Source organism: Epilithonimonas tenax DSM 16811 (assembly GCF_000428485.1).
Classification (GTDB): domain Bacteria; phylum Bacteroidota; class Bacteroidia; order Flavobacteriales; family Weeksellaceae; genus Epilithonimonas; species Epilithonimonas tenax.
In genome coordinates this window covers 15,013-36,872 of record NZ_AUAA01000033.1, presented here as the reverse complement: position 1 = coordinate 36,872, position 21,860 = coordinate 15,013, and the positions used below count along the sequence as shown (strand labels likewise).

Here is a 21,860-nt window from a genome sequence, read left to right as displayed (position 1 = left end):
ATCGAGAAAAAGAATAGAGACATTATTCTCTCAGCTTTGTGACCAATTTAAAATCAGAAACAACTACGCAAAATCATTTGAAGGTTTTAAAACAAGGATATTGAGCAAAATAACAGCATTAACTTTCATTCAATTTGTAAATGTTTTTGTATTTAATAGAAAAATGAATAATATTAAAATTGCATTAGTTTGATAATGCACTACGAGTTGCCTTAATTTAATTTTAAATCAAATATAGAGGTTTTTTATTAAGATGTAACAAAAAAGCGACAGAATTTCTGTCGCTTTTTTAAAAATATGTTTCTAATGCTGTTGATTAACGATTATGTTAGTTTACTTATTTGTGACCATCCTGTATAAAAATAACAGAAGAACAGAGCCTCCAATGGCTAATAGCCAACTCATTGGACTCCAGAAAGAAGTTACATCTATATTTAGCAATGTCGTGCCAATCCATCCTCCGAGCATTGCACCCAAGATTCCAATAATAATTGTCACTACCCAACCTCCAGGATCATTGCCCGGGTGGATTGCTTTTGCGATTGCTCCGGCGATAAGACCGAAAATAATCCATGTTAAAATACCCATAGTTTAAATTTTTTAATGTTAATAGTATGATTTGTTTATCTCTTTCTGAAGAATGAATTTACAAATTCCATGCCATTAAAAATTTGAAGATCCTGCATCTTTTCTCCCACCCCGATATATTTTACTGGAATTTGAAACTGATCTGATATGCCGATGACGACACCACCTTTGGCCGTTCCGTCTAGTTTTGTAACTGCGAGAGCTGTCACCTCCGTAGCGGCTGTAAACTGTTTTGCCTGTTCAAATGCATTTTGACCCGTAGAGCCATCAAGAACCAAAAGAACTTCGTGAGGCGCATCTGGAATCACCTTCTGCATCACACGTTTTATCTTTGAAAGCTCATTCATCAAGTTGACTTTGTTGTGAAGCCTTCCCGCTGTATCGATGATAACAACATCAGCATTTTGGGCAACCGCAGATTGTACCGTATCAAAAGCTACAGATGCAGGATCAGATCCCATTTCCTGTTTTACGATAGGAACGCCCACGCGCTCACTCCAGATGACCAATTGATCCACTGCAGCCGCACGGAAAGTATCAGCTGCACCAAGAACCACTTTCAGTCCTTGGGATTTGAACTGATGCGCTAGTTTTCCAATCGTTGTCGTTTTTCCAACACCATTGACCCCGACGACCATAATAACGTATGGTTTTTTGCTTGTGTCGATATTGTCTGTGTTCAGATGTGGATTTTCTAGTAAAAGTCCTGATATTTCATCTTTCAGGATGTCATCAAGTTCGCTGACGTTGACATATTTGTCTCTTGCAACACGTTCTTCTATTCTTTTGATGATTTTGATGGTGGTTTCTGCACCTACGTCGGAAGCTATCAGCACTTCTTCCAAGTTATCAAGAACTTCATCATCTACGGTGTTTTTCCCGACAACAGCTCTGGATATTTTATCAAAAAAACCTTGGCTGGATTTTTCTAATCCTTTGTCAAGCGTTTCCTTGTCTTCTTTTTTGAATATTTTTTTAAACCAACTCATTGATATATAAATGATAAATGATAATCGATACATGATTTTACCGAAAACAAATATAACAAAAAAACTACCCTTGAAAAGAGTAGTTTTCTATATTGTATTCGGTCGAATGGTTATTTTTTAAGATAAGCTTCAACTTCGTCTGCGTTCATTACTTTTTCTTCAAAAACGTAAGCTTCAGATTTATGAGACTTCACCATTTTGATCACTTTGGTCATTTTTTTTGATCCAGCACCACCTTGAAGCGTTGCTACTACTTTTTTTGCCATTGTAAAATATTTTTATAGATTACTTAATTTCTTTGTGAACAGTATATTTCTTAAGAACCGGATTGAACTTTTTAAGCTCCAATCTTTCTGTGGTGTTCTTTTTATTTTTTGTAGTAATGTATCTTGACATTCCTGCTACTCCGCTTTCTCTGTGCTCAGTACATTCTAGAATTACCTGAACTCTGTTACCTTTTTTAGCCATTACTTAGTAGTGTTTTTAATAAATCCATTTCTAGCGGCTCTTTCAAGCGCCTCCTCGATACCAATCTTATTGATGATTCTCAATCCGTGTGCAGACACTTTCAGGGTTACTGATTTATCTTGCTCAGGAAGAAAAAATTTCTTCTCTAGTAAATTAATTTCAAAACGTCTTTTCGTTTTGTTATTAGCGTGGGAAACGTTGTTTCCTACCATTGCACGCTTACCTGTTATTTGGCAAATTCTTGACATATCTCGATGTTCTTTTGACTAATGAATATTTGAGAGTGCAAAATAAAGGAATATTTTCCGGATAGACAAATTATTTTGAAAATAATTCATAAAAAACAAAGGTGAAATGTCTGATCATTAGTAATTCACCTTTTTTAGCTGTGCGCTCTGGTTTAATCTTAATTTTCTATAAAGAACTTCACGTTTTCCAACGGGTTTCCCATCATTGCGATCTTTCCTTTGATCAGAATAGGGCATTGTATCAGTTCTGGATTCAAAGCGATCACTTCTAGTGCTTGCTCATCATCCACGATTTCTGTACTGGAAAAGTATTTTTTATACAGTTCTGTAGAATGTCGCAAAATTCTGCTTGGTTTTTTATTCAGTTTTTTGAATAGAGTTCGCAATTCAAAAAGGCTCAACGGATCTTTTTTGATATCAATGATTTGAAATTTAATATCATTCTCGTCCAGATACTCCAAAATAGCTTTTGATTTTGGGCAGCTGTTGTTGTGGATTACTTTTATCATGATGCTTTAAATTTAAAATTTGGCGATTCTCTTCTTGGAGGTCTGTGCAATTATTTCGCCAAAAATAATTTAAAACAAACCATTCAATTCTGCATCAATTCTTTCTAATATGTAACCAAAATCTTCTTGTTTCTCTACAAAATCCAGGTTATCAACATCGATGATGAGGAGTTTCCCTTCTTTGTAGTTTTCGATCCAGCTTTGGTACTTGTTGTTCAGTTTTGATAGGTAATCTATACTGATTCCGGCCTCATATTCACGTCCTCTTTTGGAGATTTGTCTCACAAGAGTGGGTACGTCTGCGCGAAGATAGATTAGCAAATCCGGTGCCGAAACAAAGTCTTTCATCAGCCTGAAAACTGATAAATAATTGTTGAAATCGCGCTCGGAAAGTAAGTTCATCTCTGCAAGATTTTCTGCAAAGATATGGGCGTCCTCGTAGATGGTTCTGTCTTGGATGACGTTTTTGCCGCTCTCACGGATCTCCTTCACCTGACGGAATCTGCTTCCCAGAAAATAAATCTGAAGCGCAAAACTCCATTTGGACATATCGCTGTAAAAATCATCCAGATAAGGATTGTGATCTACATCTTCAAATTGTGCTTCCCAATTGTAGTGTTTTGACAACATCGTGGTAAGTGTTGTTTTCCCGGCGCCAATGTTTCCTGTAACAGCGATATGCATTCTTCGTTTGTGATTGATAAGTTATAGTTGATAAATGATAATATGGAAAAACCATAAGTCGTACGAGCATTGATGATTTACAGACTATCAATTATTTGGTGTAAAGATAAAGCTTGTCTTTTATGAGTGCCAAAAATCCGGCGTTATTTTTATCCACAATTTTTGCATTTTCGTTTTTGAAAATATCGGTTAGGTTTTTGCCATCAAATTTCTGGACGCTCTGGCTTCCAAATATCAGAATGTCATCATTGATTCGGCGCAATTTTCTTGCTTTGGAAATTGTGATAGAATAGAGTAGTTTGGCGTTTGTGGTGTAAACCTCAAATGTGTTTTCGCGGAGCAGATAGATCCTGTTATGATAAACTACAAAATCCTTCAGTGATTGTAGATTAATATGAAATGGAAAAGAACTGATCATGGAGTGGCTGCGGAAGTTATACTGGACAAGCGTCTTGTTGCTCTCATCCAGCATCCAAGCGTATTGTAGGTCTTCTGCGTACACCGCTCTGATAAATCCAAATGTCGTACTGAGATTGATTTTTTGTATTTCGTTAAGATTCTGATCTAGGAATTTAATTTCCTGAGCGTTTTCGGAAAACATCACAATGTTCAGCGGATTGGTCACGCTTTGGATCTTATAAGGGAATGTCAACATCAGTTTCCCGAGTTGTTTTCCTACAGAGTCGTATTTTGTAAAGCTGAGGTCTTTATTCTTGTACAGATAGATATTGCTGTAATCGTCTCCTAATAATTCCTGAATGTCTGTGGTCTGCAAAGAATCTAGACTTATTCTTTTCTGAGAAAAAAATAAGCTTGAACAGAGGATGATGATAAGTGGGAGTAACCTCAAAAAAAATGTTGTTAGGAATTGATGTTGTATTTTTTTTATCTCTTACCTCCGTTCAGTGTGATGATGACATCTTTTGTAAGCGCTTTGTTTTGATTGTAAACTGCGTCACAAATAGATGTGCTCACATTATAGCTTCCTTTTTCTACCATAATGAAATTCTGTCCATTAGCTGGTACCGTTAGATTATAGAATTTTTTACCGCTTACTTTGATAATGAGGACACATTGGGATTTGTTGACAAATTGTACAATGACTTCTTTTTTGTTGGGATCATTGCTGAAGAGGCTGGTGAGCATTGCAGCTGTGTTTTTTGCCTGTTCAGAAGGTTGGCCTTTGGCGGCAGTGGTTCCTACTTTGGACGTTTTCTCAATTTTGTTTTCCGTCATTTGTGTGATTGTCGGTTTGGCAACAGCAGAGGATCCACTTCCGTATGACAAGGATGGTAATCGTCTTTGCAGCTCCGGAACGGCAAGATGTTTAGGATTGTCTCGGATGAATTTTTCTACGATGGCTCTGTCATTGGTTTTTTTTGCTTCAAAAACACTGACTTGGGAAAATATACAAACGGACATCAGAAAAAATAGAAGTAAAAATATCTTATTCATTATGTATTAAGATCTGTTATTGATTTGAAACGTAAAAATAAAATAAATCTTGTAAAATGATTAGAGATTTATAATAAATAAATAAGAAATTTATTATTTTGATTTAAAAAACAGTCTGTGAGTTGTATTTTATTAAGAATGTTAATGTGTATTATTTTTTTATAAAAATCACTATATTTGCACGCTGAAAAACGTGAAAACGAAAATCAAAACAAATTAATAAAAAAATAATTTCATTATGTATACACCAGTAGCTGCAGATGTAGCAAAACTAAGAAACACCACAGGTGCAGGAATGATGGATTGCAAGAAAGCTCTTACAGAAGCTGAAGGAGATTTCGAAAAAGCAATCGACATCCTTAGAAAAAAAGGACAAAAAGTGGCTGCAAACAGAGCAGACAGAGATTCTTCTGAAGGTGCAGTGATCGCAAGAGTAAATGAAGACAACACATTGGGAGCTATTATTTCTCTTAACTGCGAGACTGACTTCGTAGCGAAGAATGATTCTTTCGTAGAATTGGCTTACGAACTGGCTGAGCAGGCTATCGCTTACTCTACCAAAGAAGAGTTTTTGGCATCTGACTTCCACGGACAGACTGTTGCTGAAAAATTGATCCAACAAACTGGCGTTATCGGAGAAAAAATCGAGATCGGTGCTTTTGAAAGTATTCAAGGGGCATTCTTAGGAGCTTACATCCACGCTGGAAACAAAATTGCTGCAATTACTTCTCTTTCTGCAAAAGTAGACGGCGCTGACGAAGCTGCAAAATCTGTTTCTATGCAAGTAGCTGCGATGAACCCAATTGCTCTTGATGAGACTCAGGTTTCTCAGGATACCATTGATAAAGAATTGGAAATCGAAAGAGAATTGTTGACAAAAGAAGGGAAACCTGCAAACATCATAGATAATATCTTGAAAGGTAAAATGCAGAGATTCTACAAAGACAATACGTTGGTACACCAGTCTTTCATCAAAGATGCTGGAATCAGCGTTGCTGACTATGTGAAGTCTGTCAATGGAGATCTTAAAGTAACGGGATTCGTAAGAGTTGCTTTAGCTTAATCTATTTTCTGATCAATAAATATAAATCCTGCTGTATTTTTACAGCAGGATTTTTTATGTCATAATTAATGAATAATTTTGCAGTCCTATTTGTTTAAATGAGATCTTATAAATTTTTCCAGTTTTTACTTTGCTTTTTTAGTCTGATTTTGATTAATGATACTAAGGCTCAGTATATTAGCGTAGATACCAATAATAATGACGCCAATCAACTTCTCAGTCAGTTTTTGGCCTCAGGTACTGGATGTATCAGCGTTAGTGGTGCCAAAATCACAGGTTGGGACCAAGGTGGAAATTTTAGTTATGGCTATTTTGATAAAAACACGAGTACTTTTGATATCGATAAAGGTATTATTTTATCCACAGGTAAAGCAAAATCGGCGGAAGGTCCTAAAAATAATCCGATTCAAAGTTTTACAGGCTCTGGGTGGAGCGGAGATGAGGATCTGGATACTGAAATAAAAGGATATACAGTAGATGCAACTGCGTTGGAATTTGATTTTGTTTCCACTTCAAGTGATCAGATTAGTTTTGAGTACATGTTTCTTTCAGAGGAATATCGGCCAGGCAACTGCCGTTACTCAGATGGATTGGCTTTTTTTATCAAAAAAACGGGAAGCGCAGATCCTTATACAAATTTTGCTCGTATCCCCGGAACCAATAAGCCTGTAACAGTTCCCAATGTCAATTCCAGTTGTGCGATGGGCGACCCTACCTATTTTGGCGGATTTATAGGATACAACAATGGCGCAAGCAGCCCTACCAATTTCAATGGACAGACCAAAGTAATGTCTGCTACTGCCAGCATCGAGCTTGGTGTGTCTTATCACATAAAAATTGTCATCGCGGACGAGGGAAATTATCAATTTGACTCTGCTGTATTTTTAAAAGCGGGAAGCTTTGTTGGGAACAAAAATCTAGGCCCCGATCTCTCACTTGAAAACGGGACAGCGCTCTGTATTTCTGGGTCTTATACCATAGATGCAACCCCAGATCCTGTTTTGCAAGGTACTTCAAAAGCCTATGTTTGGTACAAAGATGGAACTGTAATTCCGGGATTTGCAGGTAATTTTCCCAAATACACTGTTGATTATAATAATCCAGGCTTATACGAAGTAGAAATTCTACTTGATAGTGGTTGTAAACTGAAAGGGAAACTGAGGGTGGATCAACAGATACTTCCAGTGATTGGCACCACAGTATTTAATAACTTGTGCGATGATGATCTGGACGGCAATGCTGAAGTCTATTTTAATCTTTATACACAGCAGATTATTTCTAACCTGTCACCCGATTATTCTTACAATATCAAATATTTTGAAAATGCGCCTGCGAATATCAATAATCCTGATATGACCAAGGCTATTAGTAATATACAATTTAGCTCAAGCTCAAAAGACATCTATCTATGGGTGAAGCCTGGAAACTGTACGCCTACATTAACCAAAGTGACATTCAATAGAGGAGCTTTAAGTGTTTTTGATAATGCATTCAGCAACAAGCCAATCGATGTTTGTGATGATGAATTAGAAGGAAAAAAGGAGATCGATATGTCAAGTTCTTTTTATATCAATTCCCTAATACCTGCAGGTTATGATGCAAGTTTGGCTTTTTATAAATCTGAAAATGGTGCCAAAAATAAAGACTCAAAAGAATATCTCGCCAACACAAAAATCACTCTAGATCAGAAAAATCCCAATCAAACCTATTATCTTCGTTTTCATCAGTCCGGACTTTGTGATAATGTGGCAAAAATAAGTTTCAACTTCAAGCAACCAAAAAGATCGACGGTCTTAAAAGATACTTTGATCTGTAAAGGAACAACAATAGATCGTGATGCCGGCGCTGGCTTTAGTAGCTACAGATGGTATGATAAAGCAGATCCATTAAAGACTACTATCAGTACTTTACGTCAGACGCCAAAACTTCCTGCGGGGGATTATATCGTAGAGCTTGGACTCAATGATTGTGTTTACAGTCAGGAGGTCAAAATTTCAGAACCTACAGATCTAGCGATCAACAATGCGCTCATCGAGGGTCATAGTGTAACTGTGCTGGCAGCAAACGGCATTCCGCCTTACCGTTTCAAATTAGACGAGGGCAGTTATCAGTCGTCTAACGTGTTTGAAAATGTTCCGAAAGGCAATCATACCGTAGAGGTGATGGATGCTTGCGGATCTCTTACAAGGGATTTTACGATCATTAATGCCAAAAATGCCATTACCCCGAATGGTGATGGTGTCAATGACTACATCGATTATTCTGATCTGATTACAAAAGCGGAACCGAAATTTGAAGTCTATGACCGTTATGGCGTTTTGGTTTTCAAAGGAGATAAGGACAATAATTTTACATGGAACGGAAAACTGAATGGCAGAACTCTACCCACTTCATCCTATTGGTATATCTTGGAATGGAACGAGTCTGGAAATCCCCAGCGAGTACAGAATACCGGCTGGATTTTGCTGAAAAACAGAAATCAATGATTTTGAAGTCCTAAAATTCTTTTTTTGCTACATTTGTAATATATGATTTGATATTACAATGAAGAAAATTTTACTAATCCTTTTGTTTTTTACTTTTTCCGTAAAAATAGTAGCACAGTTGGACAGAGAACATTGGTTTGCTCCTATGTATGATGGACAAATGAATAAACAAGGCTATGAGCAATTTCTTCATCTGTCAACTAGTGAAACAACGCCGTTTTTGGTTTCTATTTACAGTAATAATCTGTTAATACAACAAAAAACAATAAGTAAAGGCGCGCCCGCAGTGGTTAATATAAGCAGAAGCTACATCATCACTGATGTGGCTGATGATCTCAACCAGGTAGGTACAAAAGGATTATACATCAAAGGTGAGCGTCCTCTTTTTGCCAATCTTCGTTTTGGTGTTACCAACCATTCCGAAATCATTACTTCCAAAGGAACAGCCGGTTTAGGAAAAGAATTCTTTACCGTAATGGCTCCCAATGAGCAGGCCAATCTTTTTTATGGCGCATCTGCCAGTTTTCTTGCTACAGAAGATAATACCACTGTGACGATAGGTGATTTTAAAAAAAACATCTTTCTGAATGGTCTCGGAAATCCTTCCTCCGTTACTTTTAAACTAGACAAAGGGCAGTCTTACATTGTAGATGTCAGTACTGTGGATGCTCCTGACAACAGAGATGGTTTCATTGGTGCAAAAGTCATTTCTGACAAGCCAATCTCTATGTCCAATGGCAATTTTAATGGGCAGTATGCTTCTGCAACCGCCAATGGCTCCGATATTTTAATGGATCAGTCCGTCCCGGTAGACAAATTGGGGGATGAGTTTGTAATTGTAAAAGGATACGGCCGAATCGGGGATCAGATGGAGGGTGCGATTATTGTTGCCACGCAGAAAAACACGGCCATTTACCTCAATGATGCGACTCTGCCAATCGCCACATTAGCTGATGCTGGTGATTATTACCGTGTCTATGAGACCAATTACGTACATAGAGGTAACGGGCATTATAATATTCATATAAAAACAGATAAAAACGTCTATGTTTATCAACTGTTAGGTGGTGTAGAGGGCGGCAATTCTCCATTAGCAACTGGCGGTATGAATTATATCCCACCTCTCAACTGCTATCTTCCCAGAAAGATTGACGAGATCAGTTATATCAATAAAATACAGGAAACAGACCCTGATAACAGATTTCTGACCAAATTAAATATCATCACGGAAAAGGGCGCCACCGTAAAAGTGAATGGCGTTGTCCCTGCCACGGTTTATGGTCCTTATAATGTGTCAAATATCACAGCTAATCAGCAGTGGGTGACCTATTCTATTCCGGATGTTAAAGGTAATATCACAGTCGTTTCAGATAAAGCGGTAACTGCTGGGATTGCCAGTGGAAATGCTGCTTTTGGATACGGTGGCTATTTCGCAGGCTTTTCTTCTATTCCACTGATTCTAAAGACCGAAGGCGAATGTCTTCCAGACGTGAAGTTGACGGTCACAGAAGGTTTCAGTTTCTATCAGTGGCTGATAAAGGATAGTGCGGGAGCATATTCTCCAGCACCAGGTGTCAACAATACCCATAACTACAAACCCTCACAAGCGGGGATCTATGCGGTGAAAATACAGCAAGGCTCCTGCCCGGAAATCCAGACCAAAGATTTCAAATTTTATAACTGTACCACTTACACCAATATTAATTATGAAACTTGTGCAGAATTGGACATACCGGTCAAATTTGATCTGAGTACACAGACCATTGATTTTGCAACTGTAAATATCGATGTGCAACCCAAGAAAGGAAAAGTGGTCCATCTGGGTAATGGCATGCTGAAATATACCCCGAATCCAGGGGAATCAGGAACCGATATATTAAAGGTTTCCTTTTGTGGTATTGGGACTTTTTCCGATTGTGAAACCATTCAATTTACGATTGATATAAAAAAAATAATGATAGACGATATACAGATCGTAGGTCAGGATATCACGGTCATCGCAACAGGAGCATTAGTACCTTATCAATACGCTTTGGATGGTGGCGATTATCAGATTTCGAACATCTTTACAAATGTTTCTGTCGGCCTGCACAAGGTCTCCGTAATTTCTGCTGACAATTGTGAGCCGGCAGAAAAAGAATTTTCCATCATCAAAATCTACAACCTTATAACACCCAACGGTGATGGTGTCAATGATGTGTTGGATATGTCCCTTCTAAGGTACAAGATGGACGTCAGGTTCCAGATCTTTGACCGTGCAGGTAGAAAACTCTTCGAGGGTAACCCTCAAAATAATTATACCTGGGATGGCAAGCAAAACGGAAGGGTGTTACCAACGTCCGGCTATTGGTATCTCATGAATTGGAAAGATTTTGAAAATTCTAAACCAGTCAGCCATTCCGGCTGGATCCTCCTGAAAAACAGAAATTCTGATTAGGAATATTATTTTTAACGATAATTTTCTAAAACAGATTTTTATTAAAAGTACTTAACAGAAAGCCGATAAAGTTTAATAAAATTTTAACCTTATCGGCTTTCTTTTGTAATGATTCTATCTTAAATTCTCTATAAATTTGCCGCATTATATGAAGAAGATTTTTACAGTCGTGCTATTATTTTGTTTAGCATTCATTGACGGGCAGGATTTTGAAGGTGAGATCTTCATCAGGGATAAGTCAAGTCTATATCTCAATCAGGTTTACGTGACCAATATCAATGCGCACAAAAGTGTGCTTGCCAATTACAACGGCGAGTTCCGGATTGCTGCAAAAGTAGGTGACATCCTTAGATTCACTTCTATCGCAACAGAAAGAAAAGATGTGGAGATGACAGCAGAAATGCTGGATCGCAGAAAAAACTTCATAGAGTTACAGATCGCTTATTATGAGATTCAGGAAGTTATTTTGAGCTCTTTCAAACCTACCGGCAATCTCAGGAGAGATGTAGCCATGTTGAAAGGGTCAGAAAAGGCTTTTGAACTGAGAAAGATGATCGGGCTTCCTGAGCCAAAAGGTGACGGGACTTCTCCTCAAATCCCCGTGTTGGGTTTCAACCAGGGCCTTAGTTTTAGTATTGACAGTATTTTTGATCTCATCTCCGGTGAGAAGAAAAAGAAAGAACGCTATTATCAGTACGAAAGGATGAGCAGAAATATTAAGAATCTGCAGGATTATTTTGGCGATGACTATTTTATCAGAATGAAAATCCCGAAGGAACTGATTCCTAATTTTTTACAGTTTATCTACAGTTCAGACAACATCACAGACTATCTGGAAACCAACAATTATGAAGCTACGAAAACCTACATAGAAAAGTATCTTCCCATTTATCTCAGAAGATTACAGAACTCTCATCTGATGCAGGCAACATCAGAAATTTCAAAATAATATCAACCAATTATCAAATTTTAAATAATAAACATTTCTACTATACAATTTGAAATAAATTGTATAGTTTTGTTACGTTTTTAAGATTAAAAACATTTATATAAACATGGGCAAGAACAAAGCTGCAAGATTCCGAGAAAATACAATTTTACGAAACGTTATACAGCCAACACGCGAAGAAGCCATCAGTGACTTCCCGCATAAAGGGAAATGGAATGCGTTTTTCGGGAATGACAATCCAATAGTGTTGGAACTTGGCTGCGGGAAAGGAGAGTATTCTGTTGGGTTGGCAAAAGCTTTTCCAGACAAGAATTTTATAGGCGTAGATATCAAAGGTGCCAGATTCTGGTTCGGAGCCAAAGAAGCTATTGAAGGTGGTCTCCATAATGTCGCTTTCCTAAGAACACAAATAGAATTAATAGACCACCTGTTTGCGGCAAATGAAGTTTCCGAAATCTGGATCACATTTCCGGATCCTCAGATCAAGTACAGAAGAACCAAGCACAGGCTTACAAACCCTGAGTTTTTGGCAAAGTACAGCCAGATCCTGAAAAAGGACGGCGTCATGCATTTGAAAACAGATTCCGAATATCTTCACGGCTATACTTTGGGACTTTTGCAAGGTTTGGGTCATGAGATTCTCACTGCCCATCACGATATTTACGGCGCTGCAGAATACCAGCCAGACACACCTTTACTGAAAGATATAAGAACCTACTATGAGGAATTGTTCTCTTCCAAGGGAAAGACAATTACCTACATCAAATTCAAATTGAAAAATGAATAAAATCTTTTTACTGTTTTTGGCCTGCGGTTTACTGAGTTGTGCATCCAGCAACGCGCTCTCCTTTATTGGAGAGAAAAACGCATCTGTCATTTTGGAAAATCATCCTCTATAAGCAGAACCTGAAAAACAGAAAAAAGATGATAAAACGGTTGTATTGCTCAATCAGTTATTCAATTCTGATGCGGCAAACAAGAACACGGTTTTGGTCATCAATAATGAGTCAGACTGTGATTTTGTAATGCATATTCTTGGAGGTAAGTCTTACGCTCTGCCTGTTGGTTCCAAAAAAACAGAAAGCATTGTGGTGGAAAAAGGAGCGTATGTGATGAAGTCCGATGTTTGTAAAGCCCCATACCAGGCTCATAAAACATTATCTGATAATACGAAGGTCAATATAAAATATTCTGTTGTTAAGAATCCCGAAAGTGATAAGTTAGCAGTTATTCAATAAAACAAGAAGAGCTTCATCGTGAAGCTCTCTTATTATTTTAAATCGATTTTGTTTCCTGTCTATTTCAAGGAGATTTCATAAATTTTGCTCCAGTTTTTCCCTGTCACCAACATATGATCGCCTTTGAAAGCAATGCCGTTCAGGACATCATCATTGCCTGCCGTATTTTGTTTTGTGATATTGCTAAGATCTATAATGCCTATGACTTCGCCATTTGCAGGATTTATTTTAAGAATGATGGGTTTCTGCCAAACATTAGCATAGATGGATCCGTTGTGGTATTCTAGTTCATTGATTTGCTCATAGCCTTCCTTATCGCTGGCTACAGAGATGTATCTTACAATTTCAGAAGGGTTTGCAGGATTCAGGAAATAGATGTTTTTGGTTCCGTCTGAGACGATCAGGTTTTTACCGTCATTGGTCATTCCCCAACCTTCTGCAATGATATTAGGGTATTCAAATTCTTTCTCAAGCTTCATAGTAGAATCGTAAATGAAACCTTTTTTTGTTCTGTATGTCAATTGATAGATCTTATTACCAAAAAGAGTGATGCCTTCAGAAAAAATATTGGCCGGTTGTGGAACTTCCTGTAATGGTGTTGTGGTTCCTAGGGTATATTTCAGAAGCTTGGATTTTCCTTCCAAACCTATACTTTCATACACAATGTTGTCGTGCAGTTCAAAACCTTCTGTAAAGTGATCAGGGCTATGTGGATACTGGTTCACAACTTCGTATGATAAAGGAGTTGCTTTCGCCTTTGCAAAAACATTGATTGTTGCATCCTGTTGCAAAACTTCGCCACCTTTTGTTTTGATGTTAAAGGTGACATCATTTTCGCCCAATGTAAAAAAACCAGGATCAATCGTCAGGCTATTGCTTTCTTTGTCACCAAAGCTGATTGTAATAGCGTCGGCATAATCCAAAACATCTTGTGGTATTTTCAGTTGGTCACCAAAATGATAACCTTTTTCCTGCTGGCTGATGTTATAATCATTAAGAGCGTTTAAGATGTCTTTGTCATTGGTACAGCTTGCCAGAAACAATAGCGCAAAAGCAGATGCTAAAAAAATCTTTTTCATTGGAAGATATTATTCACCGGACTTTTCCGGATTTGATTTAAATTTAATTTGACGTCTTAATTGGTTTCATTCAATCTACAGAATTCATGGCTCCATAAAATTAAAACCCAAAAAACTTTGTCAAAAATACAAAATATGAAAACTAACATCGCATAAATTTTTCTTAATTAAACATAAAAATGTAGTTTTGTAGACATTATGATTACGATAATTGCCGCTATAGGAAAAAATAATGCCTTAGGAAAAGACAATCAATTGCTTTGGCGCCTTCCAAAAGATCTGAAACATTTCAAATCGCTTACAGAAAATCATCCCATTGTTATGGGAAGGAAAACGTATGAAAGTATTGGTAAACCATTACCCAACAGGACTAATATTGTTGTCAGCAGAAAAGAGAACTGGTTCTCAGAAGATATTCTGATTGTGTCAAAACTGAAGGAAGCTGTTAAGTTTGCGAAAAAAATAGACGAAGAGGTCTTCATCATTGGTGGTGGAGAGATCTACAATCAAACGATGGAACTGGCAGACAGATTGGAGATCACTTACGTGGACGAAGATTTTGAAGCTGATACTTTTTTTCCAAAGATCGATTTGAAAATCTGGCAGAAAACCAACGAAGAATTCCACGAAAAGGACGAAGTCAACAATCATAATTTCTATTTCCAAACCTACGAGAAAATAAACAAAGACTGAAAAAATCTTGATTCTTAGATCTTTTGTCTGATATCTTACAATTATGGATTATCCAAGCAAAGTTTTATCGAAAGCGGTAGAAGAGATATCTGGTTTGCCCGGCATTGGGAAAAAATCGGCGCTTCGGCTTGCGTTGCATCTCTTGCGGCAACCGGCTTCTCAGGGGATTTCTTTAGGAACATCTATCCAGAATCTGGTGACGGATATCAAATACTGCAAAGAGTGTCATAATTTTTCGGATTCAGAGATCTGCGACATTTGTAGCGATCACAGGCGGAATGACGAATTGCTGTGTATTGTAGAAGATGTACGGGATGTGATGGCGATAGAAAATACGGGTAAATTCCGCGGTAAATATCTGGTTCTTGGCGGGAAGATTTCACCAATGGAAGGCATCGGACCAAGCCAATTGAGAATTGGAAGTATAGAAAAAAAGTTAAACGACGGCGTGGTGAAGGAACTCATTTTTGCACTTAGCGCAACGATGGAAGGCGACACGACGGCATATTATGTTTATAAAAAATTCAAAAATTTTCCAGTGGTATTTTCCAGCATTGCAAGAGGGATTTCTGTAGGCGACGAGTTGGAGTATGCGGACGAAATATCCCTAGGGAGATCTATAACGAACAGAACTGTTTACAACGAAGCTGGCTGATGAAACTAAGCGTTATTATTGTCCATTATCAGGTGAAGGATCTTTTGAAAAAATGTATTCTTTCTATTCATAGGTATTTTGAAGGATTTGATTATGAGATTATTGTGGTTGATAATGATTCTCCAAATACGGATTGGAAGGTATTGATGGAGGCGTTTGCTGATGTCCAATTCATTGGGTTAAAAGAAAATCTAGGTTTCTCGAGAGCGAATAACATTGGTGTCAAAGCTGCAACTGGCGAATATGTTTATATCTTGAATCCCGATACAGAAATAGAAGGCAATTATTTTAAAGAAATTCTTGACTTTGCTGATCGTCAAAATAAATTCGGTGCGTTGGGATTGCGGATGCACGATGCACAAGGCCATTTTTTACCTGAGAGTAAAAGGTCGGTTCCTGCACTCATTAATTCCTTCGAAAAATTGTTTACAAAACTCAACAACGATTCCAAAACCTACTACAGAAATGACATTGCAGAAACGGATATTGCAGAAGTAGAGGTAATGACCGGTGCGAATCTTCTGATTAAAAAGTCTGTTTACGAGGAAGTTGGCGGTTTTGATGAGCAGTATTTTATGTATGGTGAAGACATTGATCTTTGCTATACAATTCTTAGAAAAGGCTACAGGAATTTCTATTACGGAAAATTTTCCATTCTCCATTACAAAGGCGAGAGCACTGTGAAAGACGAGATCTATCTGAAGCGTTTTTTTGGTGCAATGGATATTTTCATCAACAAATATTACAAAAAACAAAAGCCCTTTCAGTTTGTACTAATGAAAGCAGGTTTGAAATTTAAACACTACGTAGAAGCTCAAAAAATCAGAAACTAATCTGCGCTTTCGGTGTGTAAGGTAGATTCTTCTGCAAATTTTCTTAATTCCTGCATTTCATCTTTGGCCTTCAGTTGCCCAAATCTCGCTGCAGCGTAAGTCAGCCCAATCAATCCCAGTATGGTAAAAGAGCATGGCAGTGCCCACGGATAGTTGTTTGTGTTGATTTGATTTTCAACGTAGAAAAGGGTGATGAACACCATCCAGGCTATTGTGAAAAGAAAGTACAGAAACATAAAGAATGTCCATACTGCAGAGCTGGGTCCAAAAATGCCGCGAATCACAGTTTTTTCATCCTCTTTCTCGATTCTCAAAGCCAGATTGGGTTTCCAGTAGTTATTGTGATGGTTGCGTACAAAGATAGTCGCCACTTCCTTATTGATATTTCCAAAAAACTGCTGGTGATGCTTCTCTAGATAATCTCTCAGATGACGTTCATACTCTTCCAGAGAAAGATCCGTGTATAGTTTGAATCTCGGTCTGTTTCTAATGTTGTTCAGGGTTTCGCTCATAGTTTTAGGTCAGGTTTGTTTGGTAGGCATTGCTTATCAATTGTTATTCCTCTATGTAAGGGATGGGATCTTCCAGCTTGAATTCAAATTTAAGAAGGAGGCCATTTCTTTTAACTTCCAGATGTATTTTTCGGCTCACATCCGTTTTCAGGATAAGATGGATTTTGTTCAAGGTCAGATCTTTTGCATTTTTTTTGTCGATGCTGATGAGTTCATCATTTTTTAGAATTCCGGCTTTCTGTGCGGGTGAATCTTTTCGCGTACCAGACACTAAAAATAAAGGTTTTAACGTGAATTTATATTGGAATTTATCTGTCCTGTTGTCCAATGCTCTGGTTTCGCTGCTTGTGCGATCATTCTTTGCTGTTTGTACCTGCACCTGTTCTTTGTCCCACAGCAGTCCGTCTTGCTTTACTTCCAGTCCACTGCCGTCTATCATAAATGGATCATCCAGGTCTCTGTTTGGTTTGAAATAAATCCTTTCTTCAGGATAATCAAAAATAACTGTAAATCGCCTGAGAATCTCAGAACCAATGGAGCCTTTTCTATCTTTTACCAGTTTCAGATGTTGGATAGAAAACTCATCCGGCATAGAGGCAATTGGTTTCTTAAGTTCAAAATTCCCAATTGACAGTGAGTTGATCCTGCTTCGCTTTCCGAAAATATCACCACTGAAGCCGCGTCCCAAAAAATCATCAATATGCGGTCTGTTGTAGATAAAGTCTTTTATTAATGCAGGGAAAAGCCATACAGAATCAGTGTTTCCCAAATCCAAAAGGAGTTTGGAGCTTTCTTTTTCGTGCTTCATTGACACATCCGCATACATATAAGGCTTATTGAATTCTACAGTCATCGGAAAATCAGAAAACCGCCGCACTTTTTTCGGGAACTTGGACCGGTCTTTATAAATGGTTATTGTTTTTTTGATGTAATCAATTTCCACCGGCTGATTTTTGAAAAAATAGTAACCGATGATTCCGTTGACAGGAACGCCAACGTCTTGTGAGATATTGAATTCTTCATCTAAAACCAAGAAAATCGTATGCGACTGATCCACGAAGTTTTTACCAATCTTCACATTGTTTTTAATCGATTTTAAAGCCTCAATGCTTAAGGTTTCTCCCAAGCCTTTGAAGGTGATCTTCTCGATATTTTTGAAATCGACATCTTTATTTTCCAAGCTGAAAAGAAGCGTCTCTGCAACGCCAGAATCCAAAAGAAAATGAAGTTCTACACCATTGACAGTCACCGGAACAAGGATGAGGTTATTGATCAGCTTGAATTTTACCACTGTTTTATCCGCACCTTCCAAGACAAAACCATCCTGAGCCTTGATGGATAAACAAAAAATAAAACAGAGCGTCAATAAGAATTTCATCACATTAAATTACATGAATTTTTAAATAAAACAATTTCCGCCGTGTTTATTTTATAAATTATATATATTAATCATAATTTATTTGATAATTAATACGGAAATGGAATATTATTTGATGTTATTTTTAAATATTTTCACAAAATGTTATTAATCGTTTAATATTAAATTATCTATCAGTTATGAAAAATCTATCAACGCTATTCGGAAATGACAACTTGGACGAGATCGTTTTCTCCAACAGAAATAAAGCTTACGGCGCCTATGCACTTAGAAATAATTATGCTAATGACCTTACAAAAGCGGTGCTGATTGGGGTTGCTTTTTTTGGATCAATATCAATTATTCCCTTGGTTTTTTCCGCTTTTCAGGATAAAGCGGTCCTTCCTGTGGAAGATCATTCTAAGAGAGAAATTACCATTATCAAAGAGGTAGATACACCCAAAGCAACAACTGCAGCTGTGATGCCTCAAAAAGTTAAAACTGTGGCATCCCCGGAATTCAAGCCGGTAAAAGAGCTTAAAGAAGATAAACCAATGCCTACAGACGCGGATAAGAAAAATGCAGCCGTAAGTTCAGTAACTTCCGCAGGTCCAGAGACGACTTTGACTACAGTGCCACCAGTGATAGTTGCAGGCCCACCATCTGTTGCACCTCCTTCTGTTGCACCGGTAAAAGCGGAAGATCCAGATAAGATTAGAACTGTGGCAGAGGTAGATGTTGCAGCGGATTTTAAAGGCGGGATCAACGCTTTCCGTGAAAAAGTAGCCCAAAATTTTGATACAGAAGCAGTGGATAAAGGCGGAATGGTTTCTGCAGTCATTACATTTGTGGTAGAAACAAACGGGAGTATCTCTCATTTGAAAATCAATGGTAGCAATACAGACTTCAATGCTGAAGCAGAAAGGGCAATAAAATCGATCAAAGCAAAATGGTCACCCGCACAATTAAATGGCAAACCTGTAAGATCGGCTTTCAGAATGCCCATTTCTATGAAAATTGAATAGCCTGACAATCAAAACCATGTCAATGTTAAATATCGGGGTTTTTATAATTATCCACATTTTGAAAGGAAATGTGGATAATTTTTTTTTAAGTCAACCGTTTAATTAACAATACTTTAACGGCTTTGCCGGTTTTTCAAAACTTTACAAGTACTAAAAAATCGTATTTTTGGGGATTAAATTAATGTTTATGGCAAAAATTATAGGTGTTGCAAATCAGAAAGGTGGCGTTGGAAAAACAACGACTGCAGTCAATCTGGCATCAGCTTTGGGCGTTTTGGAAAAGAGAATTCTCTTGATAGATGCAGATCCACAAGCCAATGCAAGTTCTGGTTTGGGTGTAGAAGAGATCAATTTTTCTACCTATCATTTATTAGAACATAGCGCAGAAGCTGCAAAATGTATCTTGCCGACAACCTCGCCAAACGTGGATATTATTCCCTCTCATATCGATTTGGTTGCAGCAGAAATAGAATTGGTAGATCGTGAAAACCGCGAGTACATGATGCGCGAAGCTCTGAAATCTATCAAAGATGATTACGACTACATCATCATCGATTGTGCACCCAGTTTAGGTTTGATCACCATCAACGCTTTAACAGCAGCAGACTCTGTGATCATCCCGATCCAATGTGAATATTTCGCTTTGGAAGGTTTGGGTAAATTATTGAATACCATCAAGAATGTTCAGAAAATACACAATCCCGATTTGGATATAGAAGGTTTGCTTCTGACGATGTACGATAGCAGATTGAGATTGTCCAACCAAGTTGTAGAGGAAGTTAATTCTCACTTCCCAGAAATGGTTTTTGAGACCATCATCAGCAGAAATGTGCGACTGAGCGAGGCGCCAAGTTTTGGCGAAAGTATCCTTAGTTATGATGCCGAAAGCAAAGGGGCGATCCAATACATACAGCTGGCAGAAGAGGTGTTGTTGAGAAACGAAAAATTAGTAAAAAATTAAAAAATGTTTTGTTGAATTAAGGTTCATCAATTATCATTTATCAATCATCATTCATAAATAATGAAAGACAAAACAAGAGCAATGGGTCGCGGCTTAGGCGCAATTTTGAATGCCGAGAGCAAATCCAATATCAACTCCGCTTCGGATGAAGGCGCAAAATCTTTGGTAGGAAATATCGTAGAAATTTCTATCGAAGATATCTATCCCAATGCCAATCAGCCAAGAACTTATTTTGATGAAAAAGCACTGAGTGACCTTGCAGAATCGATCAAAAGTCTTGGCATCATTCAGCCAATTACACTTAGAAAAGACGGCCCGAAATTCGAGATCATTTCTGGGGAAAGACGTTACCGTGCTTCCAAGATTGCAGGCCTAGAAACTATTCCGGCCTACATCCGATTGGTCAATGATCAGGAATTGCTGGAAATGGCTTTGGTAGAAAATATCCAAAGAGAAGATCTGGATCCGATTGAGGTCGCATTGACGTACCAAAGACTGTTGGATGAAGTAGGGATGACGCAGGAAAACCTCAGCCAGCGTGTTGGTAAAGAGAGAAGTACCATTACAAACAGTGTTCGTCTTTTGAAGTTGTCTCCGGATATCCAGAACGGGATCAGAAGCGGACAAATCTCTGCGGGCCACGGTCGTGCAATGATGGGGCTGGATTCTGAAGAGAAACGCCAGATCTTGTTTGGCAGGATCATCAAGGAACAACTGAATGTAAGGCAGGCTGAGCAGCTGGCAGGCCTAATGAAAAATACGGCGGATTCCGAAAAACAGGTCAAACAAACCATTATTCCAAATCATTTCAAAAAAGCCCAGAAAAATCTTTCCGACCTCTTGAATGTCAAAGTGGAAATCAAAACTGCGGCCAATGGGAAAAAAGGAAAAATTGTTCTCGATTTTAAAAATGAAGAAGAGCTGGAAAACATTCTTGCCCATATCAGATAAATGAAAAAATTAACGACAATTTTTTTGTTCTTTTCTTTCTGTTTTGCTTTTTCACAGGTGAATCCTAATGATACGATCCGCGTAGAAAACCTTCCGAAGGACAGTATTCCTGCTGCAAAGCCGTTTTCAGAAGCTCAGGTTCTGGGAGATATAGAGCAAAAAAATGCACCTGCAAAGGTCACGAAACTAAGTCCTGCAAAAGCAGGATTGTACTCTGCTGTACTGCCAGGATTGGGACAGTTTTATAATAAAAAATATTGGAAGATCCCAATCGTTTGGGGTGCTGTGGGGACAGGAATTGGCGTTGCACTTTGGAATGACAAACAGTACAAGCGTTACAGGAATGCTTTTGTTGCAGAGCTGAACGGCCTGCCTCACGAGTTTTCCAATATCAATGGTGTCGATAAGACCGTTTTGGGAAATGCCCAGGATACCTCCAAAAGGCAACGCGATTATGCCATCGGTATTTCCGCTTTGATTTATATTCTTAATATCGTAGATGCTGTAGTAGATGCACATCTCTACGAGGGCCGTCACGATCCTGATCTTGCGGTGACACCAACAATTATCAGCGATCAATTCACTAATTCCTATGCAAGAGCAGGATTAAGTCTTAATTTTAGATTTTAAAGCAGGAGATAGAGATCCTCTGTACACATTGCGTTCAAACCAAATAGTAG

At 38.0% G+C, this 21,860-nt stretch carries 25 protein-coding genes and 1 pseudogene; 14 read left to right on the top strand and 12 right to left on the bottom strand.

Features of this window, described 5'->3' with window-relative positions; all coding sequences use genetic code 11:
- Positions 1–193, top strand: a 193-nt coding sequence (locus tag F564_RS20285) for a transposase (RefSeq protein WP_154656877.1), incomplete at its 5' end; no start/stop codon positions are given.
- A gap of 140 nt (positions 194–333) precedes the next feature.
- Here the strand turns inward: F564_RS20285 and F564_RS0113600 are convergent.
- From F564_RS0113600 to F564_RS19980, 9 genes are all read right to left on the bottom strand, one after another.
- Positions 334–588 (bottom strand): GlsB/YeaQ/YmgE family stress response membrane protein, encoded by a 255-nt coding sequence (locus F564_RS0113600; protein WP_028123139.1) that lies wholly within the window; start codon positions 586–588, stop codon positions 334–336.
- A gap of 35 nt (positions 589–623) precedes the next feature.
- The gene (gene ftsY, locus F564_RS0113595; RefSeq protein ID WP_028123138.1) at positions 624–1,577 is read right to left on the bottom strand and encodes a signal recognition particle-docking protein FtsY; all 954 of its coding nucleotides are present in this window, start codon (positions 1,575–1,577) and stop codon (positions 624–626) included.
- Positions 1,578–1,687: 110 nt separating this feature from the next.
- Positions 1,688–1,843 (bottom strand): DUF4295 family protein, encoded by a 156-nt coding sequence (locus F564_RS20280; RefSeq protein WP_076605676.1) that lies wholly within the window; start codon positions 1,841–1,843, stop codon positions 1,688–1,690.
- 19 nt (positions 1,844–1,862) lie between these two features.
- Positions 1,863–2,045 carry a 50S ribosomal protein L33 gene (gene rpmG / locus F564_RS0113585; RefSeq protein WP_028123137.1) on the bottom strand — a complete coding sequence of 61 codons (183 nt, stop codon included), beginning with the start codon at positions 2,043–2,045 and terminating at the stop codon, positions 1,863–1,865.
- Positions 2,045–2,293, bottom strand: coding sequence for a 50S ribosomal protein L28 (gene rpmB, locus F564_RS0113580; protein ID WP_028123136.1), 249 nt, complete (start codon positions 2,291–2,293; stop codon positions 2,045–2,047). The genes rpmG and rpmB overlap by 1 nt, the downstream gene beginning before the upstream one ends.
- Positions 2,294–2,451: 158 nt before the next feature.
- Positions 2,452–2,802 (bottom strand): arsenate reductase family protein, encoded by a 351-nt coding sequence (locus F564_RS0113575; protein ID WP_051259680.1) that lies wholly within the window; start codon positions 2,800–2,802, stop codon positions 2,452–2,454.
- Between the two features lie 69 nt (positions 2,803–2,871).
- Positions 2,872–3,486: a deoxynucleoside kinase gene (locus F564_RS0113570; RefSeq protein ID WP_028123134.1), complete on the bottom strand. Its 615-nt coding sequence runs from the start codon at positions 3,484–3,486 to the stop codon at positions 2,872–2,874.
- Between the two features lie 91 nt (positions 3,487–3,577).
- Positions 3,578–4,336 carry a hypothetical protein gene (locus F564_RS0113565; RefSeq protein ID WP_076605675.1) on the bottom strand — a complete coding sequence of 253 codons (759 nt, stop codon included), beginning with the start codon at positions 4,334–4,336 and terminating at the stop codon, positions 3,578–3,580.
- Between the two features lie 35 nt (positions 4,337–4,371).
- On the bottom strand, positions 4,372–4,941 hold the full coding sequence (locus F564_RS19980) for a DUF6759 domain-containing protein (RefSeq protein WP_154656876.1): 570 nt from the start codon (positions 4,939–4,941) through the stop codon (positions 4,372–4,374).
- 238 nt (positions 4,942–5,179) lie between these two features.
- Here F564_RS19980 and tsf point away from each other — a divergent pair, with 238 nt between their 5' ends.
- From tsf to F564_RS0113530, 6 genes and pseudogenes are all read left to right on the top strand, one after another.
- Positions 5,180–6,004 (top strand): translation elongation factor Ts, encoded by an 825-nt coding sequence (tsf, locus tag F564_RS0113555; RefSeq protein ID WP_028123131.1) that lies wholly within the window; start codon positions 5,180–5,182, stop codon positions 6,002–6,004.
- 149 nt (positions 6,005–6,153) lie between these two features.
- Positions 6,154–8,490 (top strand): choice-of-anchor L domain-containing protein, encoded by a 2,337-nt coding sequence (locus tag F564_RS0113550; protein ID WP_228373909.1) that lies wholly within the window; start codon positions 6,154–6,156, stop codon positions 8,488–8,490.
- A gap of 58 nt (positions 8,491–8,548) precedes the next feature.
- Positions 8,549–10,927, top strand: coding sequence for a T9SS type B sorting domain-containing protein (locus F564_RS0113545; protein WP_028123129.1), 2,379 nt, complete (start codon positions 8,549–8,551; stop codon positions 10,925–10,927).
- Between the two features lie 148 nt (positions 10,928–11,075).
- Entirely contained in the window at positions 11,076–11,876 is an 801-nt protein-coding gene (locus F564_RS0113540; RefSeq protein ID WP_028123128.1) for a hypothetical protein, read from the top strand.
- Between the two features lie 106 nt (positions 11,877–11,982).
- Complete coding sequence (gene trmB, locus F564_RS0113535; RefSeq protein WP_028123127.1) at positions 11,983–12,663, top strand: tRNA (guanosine(46)-N7)-methyltransferase TrmB; 681 nt, start codon at positions 11,983–11,985, stop codon at positions 12,661–12,663.
- A gap of 139 nt (positions 12,664–12,802) precedes the next feature.
- Positions 12,803–13,114 (top strand): annotated as a pseudogene (locus F564_RS0113530) (DUF6759 domain-containing protein); the annotation flags it as partial.
- 59 nt (positions 13,115–13,173) lie between these two features.
- On the opposite strand, the gene F564_RS0113525 reads toward F564_RS0113530, so the two are convergent.
- Entirely contained in the window at positions 13,174–14,193 is a 1,020-nt protein-coding gene (locus tag F564_RS0113525; protein ID WP_028123125.1) for a glutaminyl-peptide cyclotransferase, read from the bottom strand.
- 198 nt (positions 14,194–14,391) lie between these two features.
- On the opposite strand from F564_RS0113525, the gene F564_RS0113520 reads away from it, so the two are divergent.
- From F564_RS0113520 to F564_RS0113510, 3 genes are read left to right on the top strand one after another with little or no spacing between them, the layout of a single operon-like run.
- Positions 14,392–14,886, top strand: a complete 495-nt coding sequence (locus F564_RS0113520; RefSeq protein WP_028123124.1) for a dihydrofolate reductase — start codon at positions 14,392–14,394, stop codon at positions 14,884–14,886.
- A 43-nt stretch (positions 14,887–14,929) separates the two neighbouring features.
- Positions 14,930–15,541, top strand: a complete 612-nt coding sequence (recR, locus tag F564_RS0113515; RefSeq protein WP_028123123.1) for a recombination mediator RecR — start codon at positions 14,930–14,932, stop codon at positions 15,539–15,541.
- Entirely contained in the window at positions 15,541–16,374 is an 834-nt protein-coding gene (locus F564_RS0113510) for a glycosyltransferase family 2 protein (protein WP_028123122.1), read from the top strand. The genes recR and F564_RS0113510 overlap by 1 nt, the downstream gene beginning before the upstream one ends.
- Here F564_RS0113510 and F564_RS0113505 read toward each other — a convergent pair.
- Both F564_RS0113505 and F564_RS0113500 read right to left on the bottom strand, forming a co-directional pair.
- Entirely contained in the window at positions 16,371–16,886 is a 516-nt protein-coding gene (locus F564_RS0113505; RefSeq protein WP_028123121.1) for a US12 family protein, read from the bottom strand. The two genes, F564_RS0113510 and F564_RS0113505, sit on opposite strands and share 4 nt — an antisense overlap.
- A 43-nt stretch (positions 16,887–16,929) precedes the next feature.
- Positions 16,930–18,264 (bottom strand): aspartyl protease family protein, encoded by a 1,335-nt coding sequence (locus F564_RS0113500; protein ID WP_028123120.1) that lies wholly within the window; start codon positions 18,262–18,264, stop codon positions 16,930–16,932.
- A 179-nt stretch (positions 18,265–18,443) separates the two neighbouring features.
- Here F564_RS0113500 and F564_RS19275 point away from each other — a divergent pair, with 179 nt between their 5' ends.
- The 4 genes from F564_RS19275 (at position 18,444) to F564_RS0113480 (ending at position 21,810) form a co-directional block, all read left to right on the top strand.
- On the top strand, positions 18,444–19,268 hold the full coding sequence (locus F564_RS19275; RefSeq protein ID WP_051259678.1) for an energy transducer TonB: 825 nt from the start codon (positions 18,444–18,446) through the stop codon (positions 19,266–19,268).
- 187 nt (positions 19,269–19,455) lie between these two features.
- Complete coding sequence (locus F564_RS0113490) at positions 19,456–20,229, top strand: ParA family protein (RefSeq protein WP_028123119.1); 774 nt, start codon at positions 19,456–19,458, stop codon at positions 20,227–20,229.
- A gap of 60 nt (positions 20,230–20,289) precedes the next feature.
- The gene (locus tag F564_RS0113485; RefSeq protein ID WP_028123118.1) at positions 20,290–21,180 is read left to right on the top strand and encodes a ParB/RepB/Spo0J family partition protein; all 891 of its coding nucleotides are present in this window, start codon (positions 20,290–20,292) and stop codon (positions 21,178–21,180) included.
- Positions 21,181–21,810: a DUF5683 domain-containing protein gene (locus tag F564_RS0113480; RefSeq protein WP_028123117.1), complete on the top strand. Its 630-nt coding sequence runs from the start codon at positions 21,181–21,183 to the stop codon at positions 21,808–21,810.
- Positions 21,811–21,860 lie beyond the last annotated feature (50 nt).

Coding starts and splice junctions, on each gene's coding strand:
- F564_RS0113600 (WP_028123139.1), bottom strand. CDS start 588: ATGGGTATTTTAACATGGATTATTTTCGGTCTTATCGCCGGAGCAATC.
- ftsY (WP_028123138.1), bottom strand. CDS start 1,577: ATGAGTTGGTTTAAAAAAATATTCAAAAAAGAAGACAAGGAAACGCTT.
- F564_RS20280 (WP_076605676.1), bottom strand. CDS start 1,843: ATGGCAAAAAAAGTAGTAGCAACGCTTCAAGGTGGTGCTGGATCAAAA.
- rpmG (WP_028123137.1), bottom strand. CDS start 2,045: ATGGCTAAAAAAGGTAACAGAGTTCAGGTAATTCTAGAATGTACTGAG.
- rpmB (WP_028123136.1), bottom strand. CDS start 2,293: ATGTCAAGAATTTGCCAAATAACAGGTAAGCGTGCAATGGTAGGAAAC.
- F564_RS0113575 (WP_051259680.1), bottom strand. CDS start 2,802: ATGATAAAAGTAATCCACAACAACAGCTGCCCAAAATCAAAAGCTATT.
- F564_RS0113570 (WP_028123134.1), bottom strand. CDS start 3,486: ATGCATATCGCTGTTACAGGAAACATTGGCGCCGGGAAAACAACACTT.
- F564_RS19980 (WP_154656876.1), bottom strand. CDS start 4,941: ATGAATAAGATATTTTTACTTCTATTTTTTCTGATGTCCGTTTGTATA.
- tsf (WP_028123131.1), top strand. CDS start 5,180: ATGTATACACCAGTAGCTGCAGATGTAGCAAAACTAAGAAACACCACA.
- F564_RS0113545 (WP_028123129.1), top strand. CDS start 8,549: ATGAAGAAAATTTTACTAATCCTTTTGTTTTTTACTTTTTCCGTAAAA.
- F564_RS0113540 (WP_028123128.1), top strand. CDS start 11,076: ATGAAGAAGATTTTTACAGTCGTGCTATTATTTTGTTTAGCATTCATT.
- trmB (WP_028123127.1), top strand. CDS start 11,983: ATGGGCAAGAACAAAGCTGCAAGATTCCGAGAAAATACAATTTTACGA.
- F564_RS0113525 (WP_028123125.1), bottom strand. CDS start 14,193: ATGAAAAAGATTTTTTTAGCATCTGCTTTTGCGCTATTGTTTCTGGCA.
- F564_RS0113520 (WP_028123124.1), top strand. CDS start 14,392: ATGATTACGATAATTGCCGCTATAGGAAAAAATAATGCCTTAGGAAAA.
- recR (WP_028123123.1), top strand. CDS start 14,930: ATGGATTATCCAAGCAAAGTTTTATCGAAAGCGGTAGAAGAGATATCT.
- F564_RS0113510 (WP_028123122.1), top strand. CDS start 15,541: ATGAAACTAAGCGTTATTATTGTCCATTATCAGGTGAAGGATCTTTTG.
- F564_RS0113505 (WP_028123121.1), bottom strand. CDS start 16,886: ATGAGCGAAACCCTGAACAACATTAGAAACAGACCGAGATTCAAACTA.
- F564_RS0113500 (WP_028123120.1), bottom strand. CDS start 18,264: ATGAAATTCTTATTGACGCTCTGTTTTATTTTTTGTTTATCCATCAAG.
- F564_RS19275 (WP_051259678.1), top strand. CDS start 18,444: ATGAAAAATCTATCAACGCTATTCGGAAATGACAACTTGGACGAGATC.
- F564_RS0113490 (WP_028123119.1), top strand. CDS start 19,456: ATGGCAAAAATTATAGGTGTTGCAAATCAGAAAGGTGGCGTTGGAAAA.
- F564_RS0113485 (WP_028123118.1), top strand. CDS start 20,290: ATGAAAGACAAAACAAGAGCAATGGGTCGCGGCTTAGGCGCAATTTTG.
- F564_RS0113480 (WP_028123117.1), top strand. CDS start 21,181: ATGAAAAAATTAACGACAATTTTTTTGTTCTTTTCTTTCTGTTTTGCT.